This window comes from Coprococcus eutactus, from assembly GCF_025149915.1.
GTDB lineage: Bacteria > Bacillota > Clostridia > Lachnospirales > Lachnospiraceae > Coprococcus > Coprococcus eutactus.
In genome coordinates this window covers 842,003-856,795 of the sequence record NZ_CP102278.1, presented here as the reverse complement: position 1 = coordinate 856,795, position 14,793 = coordinate 842,003, and the positions used below count along the sequence as shown (strand labels likewise).

The 14,793-nt window shown below is 43.6% G+C and carries 11 protein-coding genes and 1 tRNA gene; all 12 read right to left on the bottom strand.

Translation table 11 applies throughout. The features are described 5' to 3' along the window. Positions 1 to 23: 23 nt before the first annotated feature. Complete coding sequence (locus NQ536_RS03635) at positions 24 to 3,611, bottom strand: DNA polymerase III subunit alpha (protein ID WP_004849596.1); 3,588 nt, start codon at positions 3,609 to 3,611, stop codon at positions 24 to 26. A gap of 40 nt (positions 3,612 to 3,651) precedes the next feature. Beyond that, positions 3,652 to 4,200 (bottom strand): DUF5662 family protein, encoded by a 549-nt coding sequence (locus tag NQ536_RS03630; RefSeq protein ID WP_022059605.1) that lies wholly within the window; start codon positions 4,198 to 4,200, stop codon positions 3,652 to 3,654. A 101-nt stretch (positions 4,201 to 4,301) separates the two neighbouring features. After that, positions 4,302 to 4,374, bottom strand: a tRNA-Thr gene (locus NQ536_RS03625). 28 nt (positions 4,375 to 4,402) lie between these two features. After that, the gene (locus NQ536_RS03620; protein ID WP_004849592.1) at positions 4,403 to 5,668 is read right to left on the bottom strand and encodes a DUF4143 domain-containing protein; all 1,266 of its coding nucleotides are present in this window, start codon (positions 5,666 to 5,668) and stop codon (positions 4,403 to 4,405) included. A gap of 158 nt (positions 5,669 to 5,826) precedes the next feature. Then, positions 5,827 to 6,321 (bottom strand): hypothetical protein, encoded by a 495-nt coding sequence (locus tag NQ536_RS03615; RefSeq protein ID WP_004849590.1) that lies wholly within the window; start codon positions 6,319 to 6,321, stop codon positions 5,827 to 5,829. Between the two features lie 113 nt (positions 6,322 to 6,434). Then, positions 6,435 to 9,155 carry a tetratricopeptide repeat protein gene (locus NQ536_RS03610; protein ID WP_004849588.1) on the bottom strand — a complete coding sequence of 907 codons (2,721 nt, stop codon included), beginning with the start codon at positions 9,153 to 9,155 and terminating at the stop codon, positions 6,435 to 6,437. A 202-nt stretch (positions 9,156 to 9,357) separates the two neighbouring features. Beyond that, positions 9,358 to 9,618, bottom strand: a complete 261-nt coding sequence (locus NQ536_RS03605) for an HPr family phosphocarrier protein (protein ID WP_044997800.1) — start codon at positions 9,616 to 9,618, stop codon at positions 9,358 to 9,360. A gap of 17 nt (positions 9,619 to 9,635) precedes the next feature. Continuing rightward, positions 9,636 to 10,586 (bottom strand): DNA-binding protein WhiA, encoded by a 951-nt coding sequence (whiA, locus tag NQ536_RS03600; RefSeq protein WP_004849583.1) that lies wholly within the window; start codon positions 10,584 to 10,586, stop codon positions 9,636 to 9,638. A 49-nt stretch (positions 10,587 to 10,635) separates the two neighbouring features. After that, positions 10,636 to 11,514, bottom strand: coding sequence for an RNase adapter RapZ (gene rapZ, locus NQ536_RS03595; RefSeq protein WP_044997799.1), 879 nt, complete (start codon positions 11,512 to 11,514; stop codon positions 10,636 to 10,638). 25 nt (positions 11,515 to 11,539) lie between these two features. Further along, complete coding sequence (murB, locus tag NQ536_RS03590) at positions 11,540 to 12,463, bottom strand: UDP-N-acetylmuramate dehydrogenase (RefSeq protein ID WP_004849578.1); 924 nt, start codon at positions 12,461 to 12,463, stop codon at positions 11,540 to 11,542. 276 nt (positions 12,464 to 12,739) lie between these two features. Beyond that, the gene (locus NQ536_RS03585) at positions 12,740 to 13,678 is read right to left on the bottom strand and encodes an ROK family glucokinase (RefSeq protein ID WP_022059601.1); all 939 of its coding nucleotides are present in this window, start codon (positions 13,676 to 13,678) and stop codon (positions 12,740 to 12,742) included. Positions 13,679 to 13,724: 46 nt separating this feature from the next. Then, a complete protein-coding gene (gene hprK, locus NQ536_RS03580; protein ID WP_004849573.1) occupies positions 13,725 to 14,672 on the bottom strand; it encodes an HPr(Ser) kinase/phosphatase in 948 nt (315 codons plus the stop codon). Positions 14,673 to 14,793 lie beyond the last annotated feature (121 nt).

Genomic DNA, 14,793 nt, shown 5'->3' with positions numbered 1-14,793 from the left:
TCAATGTTCCTTTTCTCCTTCATCTATACATCTCGTAAAAGCACCCTGTCTTTGCCATATTCCATCTGAAGTGAGTAGAGTATGCCTGAATTCTCATCCACACAGAAGCCTCTTCCCATACTCTTCATCTGTCTCGTGGCTTTAAGCTGCACATACACAGGACAGTTGCCTCTGTGTTCCTCGAGGATTGACATAAATTCCGCCTCGTTTTTCACATACTCATTCATATCGTCAAACAAAACCCACAGCTGCTTGTTGCTCTTAACAGGCTTTTGCTTTGTCCCCCAGCTTCTCTGCGAGGCGAATTCCACCACACCATTTGTCACATTGTCAAATGCAACAAGATCAGAAAGAATGATCTTGCTGTCCTTTTCTCCCACATCTGCGCGACCTCTGACAAACACTCTGTTGTCAACTCTGAGCTGCTCCCTATGTTTTTCAAAATCTCTAGGGAACACTACGATATCTATCTGACCTACAAGATCCTCCAGGGTAACATATGCCATGTTCTGGTTGTTTCTTGTAAGTTTTACCGATACATCCGTAATGATTCCGCCCACTACATACACAGCGCCATCCTGGATCTTTCTGTCCTTCTCATCCGTTCCGGCGTCATCCAGCTCTGCATCATCCTCACTGTCGCCGGCAAAATCCAGAGACTGTGCTGTGCAGTTTTTCTGCAACAGATCCACATATTTTCCAAGAGGATGTCCGGATATATACACTCCAAGAACAGACTTCTCTAGTGAAAGCTTCTCCGTGTCCGGATATTCCTCCACCTCAGGATACGGCACTCTTGTGCTTGCCGCAAAATCTTCACCCATGATATCGAACAGTGACAGCTGTCCTGATTCCCTGCTTTTTCTCTCCCTTGCAGTCTCTTCAGATATGGCTGGAAGCGCCATGAACATCTGCTTTCTATTAGCTCCCATTCCATCAAACGCTCCGCTGAGTATAAGTGCCTCGACAGTCTTCTTGTTGGTATCCTTCGACGGCATTCTTGTGAGGAAGTCATGGAGGTCCTTAAATCTGCCATTTTTCTTTCTCTCCTCAACTATCCTGTCCACTACCGCAGCACCAACACTCTTTATTCCGGACAGACCATATCGTATCTTTCCATCGCTTATGGAGAATTTGGCAACTCCCTCATTTATGTCTGGCGGGAGTATCTCAACGTTCATCTGCTTACAGACATTTATATACTTTGCGACCTTGCCGTTGTTATCGAGAACTGACGATATAAGTGCAGCCATAAATTCCACTGGATAGTAATATTTCAGGTAAGCTGTCTGGGCTGCAAGTACCGCATATGCTACAGAATGGGACTTGTTGAACGCGTACTCTGCGAACTTCATCATCTCATCGAATATCTTGTTTGCAACATCCTCTGATATTCCATTTGCAACACAACCTGGCACATTCAGCTCCTTGTTGCCATAAACGAAGTTTTTACGCTCCTTCTCCATCTCCTCGGGCTTCTTCTTAGCCATAGCTCTTCTAACCAGATCACTTCTCCCCAGAGTGTAGCCTGCCAGTTTCATAACTATCTGCATTACCTGCTCCTGATAAATGATACAACCGTATGTCGGCTCCAGTATCTCCTCAAGCTCCGGCGTATCATATCTTACAAGCTCCCGGTTCTCCTTACCTCTGATATAGTCATCTATGAACTGCATCGGACCCGGTCTGAAAAGTGCCACTCCGGCGATTACATCATCCAGACTCTGTGGCTTCAGCTTCATCATAAAATTTTTCATTCCCGGGCTTTCAAGCTGGAACATTCCTTCTGTCTTACCCTGTCCCATAAGCCCCAGTATATTCGGATCATCATAGTCTATGTTGTCTATGTCAAGATCTCTTCCCGTGTTCTCCTTGATGAGCTTAACTGTATCTTGTATGACAGTGGCAGTACGAAGTCCCAGAAAGTCCATCTTGAGCATTCCAAGGTGTTCGACTGTGTTCTTCTCAAACTGTGTTACAACTGCACCCTCAGCACCAACTGAGAGCGGCGCATATTCTTCTATAGCCTCACGGCCGATAACAACCCCCGCTGCATGCATTCCCGCATTTCTCGGAAGTCCCTCAAGCTTCTTCGCGATATCCACTAGTTTCCTTATCTCATCCGAACCCCTGTACATATCCTGAAAATCCTTGCTTGTCTTCAGTGCTATATCTATCGTCATGTCCTTTTCTGCCGGGATCGCCTTCGCAAGGGCATCACACTGGGCATATGGAATATCCATAGCCCTGCCGACATCTCTTATGACATTTCGTGCACCCATGGTCTGGTATGCGATTATCTGCGTTACGCATTCTTCTCCGTACTTCTTAACACAGTAATCAATAACCTCCTGTCGCCTTATGTAGCAGAAGTCTATATCAATATCCGGCATGGATACACGCTCCGGATTCAGGAACCGCTCAAAAAGAAGATCGTACTGCATAGGCTCTATGGTTGTTATGTCCAGGCAGTATGCGACCACGCTTCCAACCGCTGAGCCTCGTCCCGGTCCCACTGCTATTCCATTTGTCTTTGCAAAATGAATAAAATCCCATACTATGAGAAAATAGTCAACAAATCCCATGCTCTTTATGACCGAGAGCTCATAGTCTATCCTCTGGCGCACATCATATCCTTTATCACCCTCACTGAGGTCTTCCGTGTCCGCATACTTTATACCGTATTTTCTCTCCATACCGTCATATACAAGCTTTTCAAGATACTCCTCCGCCGTATATCCGTCTGGCACGTCAAATCTCGGCACCTTCTGTTCACCGAATATGATCTTGACGTTGCACCTCTCCGCTATCTTATGGGTATTTTCAAGAGCTTCCAGTGCATATGGAAACAGTTCCGCCATCTCCTCTTTGGACTTGAGGTAATACTGTCCTCCATCATAACGCATCCTGTTCTCATCCTGGACCTTCCTGTTTGTCTGGATGCAGAGCAGCACGTCATGCGCCTCCCAGTCCTCGGCATAAATATAATGAGAATCGTTGGTAACTACCATTGGTATGCCAAGTTCCTTTGAAAGTCTCATGACACCTGCATTCACAGTAGCCTGATCAGGAATACCGTGATCCTGCATCTCAAGGAAATAGTTATTCTCACCAAATATATTCCTGTATTTCACTGCGGCTTTCCTGGCGCCTTCATAGTCGTTCTTCCTTAAATGGGTTGCAACCTCACCAGCAAGACACGCACTCAATGCTATTATGCCCTCGTGATACTTTTCCAACACCTCCATATCAACTCTCGGTTTGTAATAAAATCCCTCAGTAAATCCACGGGTAACTATCTTTGAGAGATTGTGGTATCCCTGATCTGTCTCAGCCAGAAGGACCAAATGATAGTATCTATCATCTCCTTTTCCCACCTCTCTGTCAAATCTTGATCCCGGACTTACATAGACCTCACAGCCAAGTATCGGCTTTATACCCTCAGCCATGCACGCCTCGTAGAATTCTATAACTCCATACATGACACCATGATCGGTTATCGCCAGCGAGTCATACCCAAGCTCCTTAGCCCGGTGTACAAGCTCCTTTATCTTGGCAGCTCCATCTAGCAGACTGTAACCTGTATGCACATGCAAATGTGTAAATTCCATACATTTTCCTCCCTGTCATCTGTCAACTCTGTACCCCGCATCACTTCCTGTTATGCAGGATCTCACGTCTTATATAATCGAAAGTAAAATCTTCACCCTTCTCTGCCAACATTGCCAGCATTGATTCCAGAAGCTTTGCAGACTCCGGATGCAACAGATCCCTCGATCTGCCCCTGAGATAATAATTCAGTGGATATGCATCCGTATATTCATCCCTGTTATAATTCTTACTTGCCGCAACCCTATCACAGAACATCTCCACAACATATTTGACTGGCATCTTCATTCCCATGAGCTGTCTGTTGCTCTTGTCGGCGCTGTAATCTATCCAATATTCCAGATGATGCTTATTCCTGCCTTTGTGATGCAGCCACGCGCCAGAATACCCCTTTTCTTCTCTCTCAGCGTCGTTAGGGCTCCTAGTCCCCTGGAAGTATCTTGCTCCCACAGAAAACTCCGTCCATGAATACTTGGACAGATCGTGAAGAAGTCCCTGCTTGTATAAGCCACATCTGAAACAGTTCTTCATCACCATCCATTTATGTCTGTTTATCGTCTTTAAATGTCTGTACCACTTAGGTGCCTCCATATCCACGCCTCCTTCGGGAAGTTCCACCAATATAGCAACGAAAGGCTGCCAGCAAATGCACCCTGATGGGGTTCATTGCAGGCAGCCTTCCCATATTATCAAGCCGAAAAAGGGACTCGAACCCTCGACCCACGCATTACGAATGCGTTGCTCTACCAACTGAGCTATTTCGGCATCTATAAAAATACTGCCAATGGCGGTGTCAGAAACACCATATGCCATACAGCGGTATATTTACCAATCCTTTATCAACGAACATGTCATCTGTAGATATTCTCACAGAAGTCTTATTGTTATATCTCTGTCGGAATACTCTGGAACTCTGAGCTTTCGTATGCGGACTTGTCTGTACGTCCACCGGAATGACCTCTCCATCACCTTCATATACAAAATCCACTTTTGCAGTGGCTGATGATATCCAGAAGTACAAATCTCCAACACTCTTGTTCATATAGAGTTCAGCCATCGCATACTGTTCTGCAATAACTCCATCCATCATATCCAGAACATTGTCAGTATCTATATCCTGAACCAAGATCCCCGCCATCATTCTGAGTAGTCCGTGATCCAAATGATACAGCTCAAATGACTTATCATCCCTCTGATCCGTCAGTGGAAGTACTCCATTTCTTACTCTGAACACCTGTCTCACAACTCCCATTCGAACTATCTGGTCAACAGATGCCTCGTACTCTCTGGCTCGTGCTTTTGGATCTACATATCCATACATGAACTTCTTGTTCTCTTTCGTGAGCTGCGTTGGAATACTCTTCCATATCGCCATAACCTTCGAAAGATACCTCTTCGGAGTGGAGTTTATCAGATAATCGGTCATCCTGTCAAGTATAGACTTCAATATTACGTCTACTCTTCTAAAATCGCCTGTCTTATAATACTCATCAACAGCCTCTGGCATACCTCCCGTGACGAAGAACGCCTCCAACATCGTCTGGACACTTTCCCTCACCTCATCCGGCATCGCTGTCAATTTCTGATTCTCTATAAATGCACAAAGCTTTCTGCCTTTTCCCGCCTTCAGAAACTCGTCAAAGCACATAGGCATCAGCTCATACACGCATATATCGTCTGCGCACTCTTCCTCACCAAGCATAGGTCCACACACTGTAGCCACAACACATATCTTACACTCCGTGTTATACTTTGCATATTGAACAAGATTCTGCAACAGACCACTGCAGTTTTCTGCGTTGTCAAATATGAGCAGCTTGTCTTTAAAATCATACTTATCCAGAGAAGTGGTAAGCTTGGCATGAAGCTTTTCAGGTCTCCTCTCCTTACTTGCATATGCTGCAAAATCTGTCTGCTTATTCATGTCTACAATTATGTGATCCTCAAAAAAACCCATGGCAAAATCTGTGACAGCCCAAGTCTTTCCCACGAACTTGCCACCTCTCACGACAGCTATCTTATTATTTCCTGTCTCGTACCATGTTGCAAGGTCGTTCATTATATTCCTAAACAAGCATCTCACCTCGATTCGGTCACTTTTTTCTAACCTTTTACAATTTATAGCATACCACTAATAATAACACATGTAAATAACCAGCTCATCCATATGTACTATTGCATTCTCACTATTACTTTTTTGTTACAAATTTCTATTTTCTATTCATACAAGAATTTTTCTCTGAAATATGTCTTGAGTGCCGGTTCATCTATATCTACGAACTTCATTACTACCTCATATAAAAATTCCTTGTATTCCTCCCAGTCTTCTCCATTCATATCAACATTCTGCTGATCCTCATAGAAAATCTCTCCCAGACTATTTCTGAGTCTGATGGTGGAACTATATACATTCTGTCCAAACGCATCATCCATCTCCGGCTTCACAACATCCACGGTCATGCCTCCGTATTTTAGATGTGTCTCACTGTGCATTATGCACACTTCCCTCTCTATGCGTGATATGCACCAGTCCTCCACCATATCTCTCAGGAAATACTTTCGGTTCTCATACAGATATCTCTTGATAGCCATAAGTATTATCTCATTTTGGGAATACCCTGTCTGATCAGAAAGTCTCTCTATGTCGCGTGCCATTCTTGAATCCACTCTGAGCGGCTTGTTTGTCATCTCTTTCCTGTTAAGTCCTGGCATAATTATGCTTCCTTTCTCAAATACCGAGATAAAAACCCGGAGGAGATCTGATATATCCTCCGGGTAAATTGATCATTTATCCTCCGTCAGACCCGATACCCAGGTCAGACTGATTACTCGCCCTTGCCAATTGAAAGGAATCCACTTTCATTTGTCTTGAGCAGGAACGCAAGACCTATATTCTTCTTGCCCTCCTCTGTAGCCTTATAAATCTCGCCTGTCTCAACAAGTGATTTTGATATTGCTATAAGCACATCCTTAAACTGCATCATCTGTCTTCTATCCTTTGAACTCAGCTTGAATATATACTGGTTCTTTGAACTTATGAGCAGTATGCTGAATGTATGTACGTTATCTTTTGAAGCCCTGATCGCAGAACCTATCATTCTTGAGTTTGCAATTATTACCTCTGCATTCTCGTCAGGCAGATACTCAGACACGATAAGCTTATATATCTTGAGATAATCCTGCTCTGCACTTGCGTTGACAGGCATCTCTGCAACAGCAAACTCTACAACCGAATCAGCCATCTTAATAGTACCGCCTTCATCGTTGATAACAGCGTTACACTCCTTTGGAACGCACAATCTGAAGAACTTGTTCTCCACAACCTTCTGTCCCTTTGCAGGCTCTCTGAGAATGAGATCCACATAGTTCATCTCAAGCTTGTTCATAGCTACTATAGCTGACTCATCACCTGTCTCTGCTAGCTCTATGAGTGCATCATACAGACTCCATATCTGCTGTGTGGTAGTAGGCACAAGTGCGATAAGCTTTTCAATAGCTGGCACATATCCCATGCTGGCATTCTCAATATAAAGCTTGATAGCCTCATCATTTGAGAGTCCCTTCTCAACTTTATAATTGATAACCTTAAACAGGTTTTCCTTATCCCAGTCATCAAAGTTTGCATTGAATGCTTTCTCAAAATACTTAATACTCTTGATCTCGCCCTTATAGTTATCCTGCTTCTCCTGAACCTGATATATTCTTCCCAGTTCATATCCAGCCTGTGCACTTCCAAGTCCCAGCGCCTCGAGATAGGCCTTCTCAATCTCATAAGGTGTTGCAATATAGAATATCTGCCTCTGTTTCATCATGGCAATCTTGATCGCTGCGGACTCGCTTCCTGCCTGAACGGCGCGTTCCCACTTGTCTATAGCTGTCTGAAGATCCTCACCCTTAAGATCCTCGAGATCCTTTATGTATCCCTCTGCCTCCTGGATGCCGTTCTCTCTTGCCTTCTTGAAGTATGCCAGCGCCTTTCCGCCGTCACGCTTTGTTCTGAGCAGACCATAATAATATATTCTTCCAAGATAGAAGGCAACTCTCTTGTGCCCGAGTCTCTCTGCATTCTCATACCAATTGACCGCTTTCACATAATCCTTGAGCTGCTGGTCATACACTAATCCAAGAAGGAATGCCAACTCAGGATCCTTTGTAGCCTCAAACAACTGCTTTGCGTAGCTGATAGTCTTCTCCACATCGCGGTACGGACTGTCCTCATCATAGTAAAGCTCTATGAGCAGATAACTTGCCTTTATACTTCCCAGCTTAAGAGCCTGTTTTGCGGCTCTCATGGCTCCTTCATAATCCTCAAGGTAATAGCAGTAGATAGCCTCATTGTAATACTGCATATCCTTACGGTTTGCACTGTGCTCACTGGCAAGTGTAGGATCTACAAATGCAAATGAGTTAGCTGTCTCAAATATGATCTCCTCATACTGCTCTATGATTTCCATAGTTGCACATACAAATCTCATACATGCAAGTCGTCTTCCATGATAGAATGCGAAGGAAACGATTCCCTTCTCCATATCCTTGTGGTAGTACGTTGTACATATGCCATCAGCGTACTCTGTAACGTAGGCCTTCATCTGAAGATCCTCGTCAAACGCATCGTTGCAATACCTGAGATAATTCTCAAGGGTCATCTTCGTATCCTTTGGTACACTGTCATAGTAAACATACATCGCAAAATCTTTGTATGTCAGACTAGGCGCATAATACTCTTCTCCGGTGGACTCATTGATCGTCTTGACCCAACCCTTAGGAAGTTTATGTATAAAGCCCTCAACCTGATCATGCACATATGTATACTGATACTGAAGTCGTGATGCCTCTATCACCTTGTAACGAGGCTCCTTACCCTTGGCTTTTCTCGCCTCTGCAATATCAGTGTACAGTTTATCCTTCGCCTCAAACTCCAGGCTGTCACCGTGGGTACTCATGTACTCAACCCTCTCGTATGACGCCTTAGCCTTGGCGTCACCTGTATCGGCAAGCTTCTTGTACCACATCATAGCCTTGTCCAAATCAATCGGCACAACATAATCGCTCTTGTTGCCATACTCATCAACCCTGTTCAGACCACTCTCATATATTGACCCAAGGCTCATATACGCTGCCTTGATTCCATAGTCATTCGCTGCCAGCTCATAATACTTTATGGCCTTTGAGAAGTTCTGAACTTCAAGAAGCATCTTGGCGAGCTTGAATATCGTATCGCCATCATGATTCTGATTGACATATTTCTCGTAGTACTTTGTGGCCTTGTTGAGATCCACATCTATCACAGCATTACGATATTTTCCTTTTTCAAAGAACTCCGCAAGTGCAAGCAGTGCGTCATCCCCATATGACTTATACTGTGCATCCATTATCCCTATGTCTGCAACCTGCTCCAATATAGACACTGACTCTTCCGCATCACCATTATCCATAAGGTTCATAGCCTTGTTAAACTGGAGTTCTACATTGTTAACCGGTTCCTTTTTTCTGGAAAACCTGGATACAAACGGTATCCTCTTTAATAACCCGTCAAAAAATCCCATATCCTGTTCCTCCGACAAATGTCCATTGATGAATTTATTTTACCACAACACTACCAGTGGTGCAATAAAACATGTCGTATGTTTTGGAACTTTATCGTTATACTCATCAATATTTTTTCAAATATTTTTTCAAAATTTTTATCGTATGTTGAATATGTCCAACTAACTCTCTGTATACTATATCAGTATTCTTGATCAGAGATTATTGATTGTCCTTGCCGAGATATGCTTCAATGGCATCCACTGCCTCTTTCTCATCAGAACCATCTGCAACGATTGTGATCTCACTGCCATTTGCAAAGTTCATGCTCATCATTCCCATAATACTCTTTGCATTTATCTTCTTGTCCCCTGTCACAAGATGGACTCTACTCTCATACTGACTTGCAACCTGAACAAGTACTGCAACTGGTCTTTCCTCTGCTTCTCCCATCATTGATACTACAACTGTCTTTTCGATCATTACATCCTCCTTGGGCATTAACAGCCCCGCAGCTCTTCTGCGATTTCACTTATTTTTCTTAATCTATGATTAACCCCCGATTTTCCTATCGGCGGAGTCATCATCTCTCCTAATTCTTTGAGTGTGGCATCGTCACTCTCAAGTCTGGCCAACGCCAGCTCCTGAAGATTTTCAGGAAGGAATTCGATTCCTTTTGTGGAAATTATATAATTGATATCATTCACCTGTTTTACCGCCGCACTCACGGTCTTATTGAGATTTGCAGCTTCACAGTTAACTCTGCGGTTTATCGTATTTCTGATATCCTTCTTTATACGGATATTCTCCATGTCCATTAGTGATATATGGGCGCCCATAAGTCCGAGCATCTCCACTATCATCTCTCCATCCTTCAGATAGACCACACTGTACTTTTTTCTCTGTATGATCCTGGATGATATTCCAAATCCATTTATGATGTCCTGGATAAACTCTGCTCTGCCTTTGTTATCACTGACTATCTCCATATGATACCCCTTATTAGGGTCGCTAATGGAGCCAGATGTCATAAACACACCTTTTATGTATGCTCTGCGGCAGCACTCCTGGCTGACCACAAGTCTGCTGACTTTCATCTTCTGGCAGTCATTTGATCCTGCGCAGATATGGTCATTATCTATCTTAAGCGTAGCCATGATATTCTGTACCATATCCGGTTCGGCTATCTCCATACTGTATATCCTGCTGTTCACTCCGGTTCTCTTCACGCTGGAAACCGGTATATATCTGAACAAACGCTTTATAAGCGATGCGATTTCTCTTGCAATTACACTTCTTTCAGTTACGATCACCAGCGCAACCGGCCGGTCTTTCCAGTATCTGACATGTGCCACCATGGATATCATGGCCGCAAGCTCCGCTATCTGACAATGTCTGGCATTCGAAACACTGCCTGAAATCTCAGCTTTTACATCAGAGGAAAATGACATACTTTCACCCGCAATCTCAATTCTAAAATTAGAGCGACCGGACCGGTCGTCACATTTTCTTGACTATCGAGTCCTTCGCTATGTCTCTGTGAACTATTCTGACTGTATATTTAGACTTCTGAAGTCTCTCATACACAGCGTTTGCAATCGTTACAGATCTGTGTTTGCCACCTGTACATCCAACGGATATGACAAGCTGGTTCTTACCTTCTTTTATATAGTTCGGGACAAGAAACCCCACAAGATCCATGAACTTATCCAGGAATTCCGGCCCTTCCTTGCAGTTCATGACGTAATCCTGTACCTCTTTGTCATTCCCCGTCTTGTCACGCAATTCAAGATCATAATACGGGTTTGGCAGGAACCGCACATCCTGAACCATATCTGAATCCCTCGGTATTCCATACTTAAATCCAAACGACATCACCGTGATGATAAAGTTTGAATACTCCTGATTCTGAACAAATATCTTATCAAGCTCTGCCTTGAACTCCCTGACAAGCAAATTGGTAGTATCTATGATGTAATCTGCCTCATCCTTCAGGAATCCTATAAGCTCTCTCTCTTTTTTTATTCCATCTATTATTCTGCCCCCCCTTACGGAGAGAGGGTGATTTCTTCTGGTCTCCTTGTATCTCTTCACGAGAGTTGCATCAGAACACTCTACAAACAATATCTGGTACTGCATCCCCTCATGTCTGATATCCGCCAGACATGAATTGAGCTGCGACAGAGCCCTGCCACTTCTTATATCAACGCTTATCGCCACATCATCGACCTGGATCTCAGCATCATATGCTATTTCGGCAAATCTTTTTATCAACTGAATCGGAAGGTTATCTACACAGAAAAAGCCTGCATCTTCAAGTGTTTTCAGAGCTGTTGCTTTTCCAGCCCCGCTCATTCCTGTAACAATTACAAATCTCACTTTCTGCCCCTCCTAATCATCATTTCTAAAACTCTCCCAGCATCTTCACCTCGGGTTCCAGTGTTACGCCAAACTTATCATCCACATCGTGCTGAACATCTCTTATAAGCTCCACAACGTCCGAAGCCGTAGCCCCGCCTTTATTTATGACAAATCCACAGTGTTTTTCCGCCACCTGCGCGCCCCCGACAGAATATCCACGAAGTCCGGCATCCATGATGAGCTTACCAGCGAAATATCCCTCAGGTCTCTTGAATGTTGATCCTGCTGATGGGTACTCCAGAGGCTGCTTGGAGCGTCTTGCCTCAGCTAACTCTTTCATCCTGTCATCGATTGCTTCTCTACTGCCATGTTCAAGTTCCAATGTGACCTCAAGCACTATGAGTTTTCTCTCCTCAACTATGCTATGTCTGTATGAAAAGTCCATCTTCTCAGAGTCTAACTCATATATTCGTCCATACTCATCAATAGCTCTGACTGTCTTCACAACGTTCTTCATCTCGCCGCCATACGCACCAGCATTCATATAAACAGCACCACCAATGGTTCCCGGTATACCCGATGCAAACTCAAGTCCGGTGAGGGCATTATCCCTTGCCATCACACTCACTCTGACGAGCATCGCTCCCGCCTGGGCTGTGATAATCCTACCGTCGACGGTCACTGAATCCATATTATCCATAATATTGATTATCATGCCCCTGTATCCATCGTCTGACACCAAAAGATTGCTTCCATTTCCAAGGATAAAATACGGAATATTGTACTCTCTGCAGACCACTATCACCGCTGCAACCTCATCCGCGTTACCCGGTTTGACAAAATAATCGGCATTTCCACCAATTCTGAATGTCGTATGTCTGCTCATAGGTTCATCGGTGTGTACATTTTCTTCGCCTACGATATCCACTACTTTATCATATATGTTACATGTATTCTTTTCTGACATACATACCTCTTAATAATTTTACATGACTTTATAAATAAAACAAAAACCTACAAAACACGCTTATATCATGCTATGCAGGTAGCCCTGTCTAAAACAAAAGTCTCTAATGTACTATATTATTGGCATACTTATCCAACACCAATAAATTCATCATACATTAAAGACTTTTATAATTCAATATCAAAAATAAATAGAAATTTGCTATCTTTTGATTTTGCTTTGGATAATTTCACAAAAACAACTGTTAAAAATTACCTAAAATTATATTTTAGATGTTTATTTTAATATGCTTCGAGCTGCTCCGTAGATTCCAGCATCATTTCCAAGCTCAGCAAGGGCAAATTTTGTACCGCGGCATGCGTGGAATGCATATTTCACAAAATACTCCTTAACAGCATCAGTGAGGATAGAGCCAGCCTTTGAAACACCGCCACCAATTACGAATATCTCAGGATCAACGACACATGCTATCTGTGCAAGAGTTCTTCCAAGGATATGTGCCTGTTCATCAACAACTGTCTTTGCAAGCTCATCACCGATCTTTGCAAGATCGAATACATCCTTTGCTGTAACAGTCTCAAGATCTCTGAGCGCTGACTTCTTATCTGATGAAGCCATGGCTCTTGTTGCAAGTCGAACAACGCCAGTCGCTGATGTATACTGCTCAAGGCAGCCAGTATTACCGCATCCGCATATCTCTGTCTCATTCTCATCCACACAGATATGTCCTATCTCTCCACCTGCGCCATTTACACCGAAAAGCATCTTTCCATTGAGTATTATTCCTCCGCCAACTCCTGTGCCGAGTGTGACCATAACAACATTGCTGTAGCCTTTTCCGCCACCCTGCCACATCTCTCCAAGGGCCGCCACGTTGGCATCATTTCCTGCCTTTACCTCAAATCCTGTAAGCGCTCTGAGTTCATCCTGAACGTTCAGTATCCCCCATCCAAGGTTTACGCACTTAAGAACTGTACCATCCTCCTTCACAGGTCCAGGAACTCCAATTCCAACACCTTCTATATCTTCATCTGCAAGGTTCTTGTCAGCTAACTTGCTCTTTATGGAATCTGCGATATCAGGAAGGACATTCTTACCCCCATCCTCCGTGCGGGTTTTGATCTCCCATTTGTCGAGGACTTCTCCCTCAACTGTAAAAAGTCCCATCTTTACTGTGGTTCCTCCGACATCAACTCCAAATACATACTTTGACATTTCTTTTTCTCCTTCCACTTCTGTTTCTTATTATGTTAACCGGCGTCTACTTGTCTGAGCCACCGTTTCCCTTCATGATGTTCTGTGTAACTCTGTTGTAAAGTTCCTGGGCAGCATTGTAACCCATCTTCTTCTGTCTGTGATTGACCGCAGCGGACTCAACTATGATCGCTATATTACGTCCCGGTCTGATAGGTATGTTGTGTGACACGACCTTGTTACCAAGGAACTCCATATAATTGTCCTCTAGTCCCAGTCTGTCATATTCCGTATCCTTGCTCCACTCCTCAAGATTGATAACAAGGTCTATATTCTGATCTATCTTAACACATTCTACACCGAACAGTGACTTGACATCTATGATACCTATGCCTCGAAGCTCGATAAAATGTCTTGTTATATCAGGCGCACGTCCAACTAGAGTTGCATCACTTACCTTCTTGATCTCAACCACATCGTCTGCTACAAGTCGGTGACCTCTCTTCAAAAGCTCAAGCGCAGCCTCAGATTTTCCTATTCCACTCTCGCCCATGATCAGGACTCCCTCTCCGTATACATCGACAAGTACCGCATGCACTGAAATCCTAGGCGCAAGCTCAACATGGAGCCATCTGTCGACCTCATGGACAAATGCAGATGTGACCGCATCAGATGTGAGTACTGGTACCCCGTGCTTCTTTGCCATCTCTATTATAAATGGATACGGCTCAAGTCCACGACAGAATATGAGACAAGGCGGCTTATATGAGAAGAACTCATCCATGATCTTCTTGTTCTCCTCCTCCGTGTGCATAGCCGCAACATATGCATGCTCTACATTTCCACATATCTGTATTCTTCCAGCATCAAAATGCTCAAAGAACCCTCCAAACTGAACCGCTGGTCTATTCATACCTGGATCCTGGATAAGTATCTTGTCGGTGTCTATCTCCGGCGTATGATTCTTCAGATCCATCTTTTCTATCAGCTGCGTGACTGTAACACTGTATACCATATACACCTCAACCGATGTCCATATCTGACATCTTTTCCTTTCATTTTAATATCGTTAAAGATTTTGTTTTTTCATTTATTTTCTAGTCTTAACTTTATTAATTATACTTATCTACAAACAC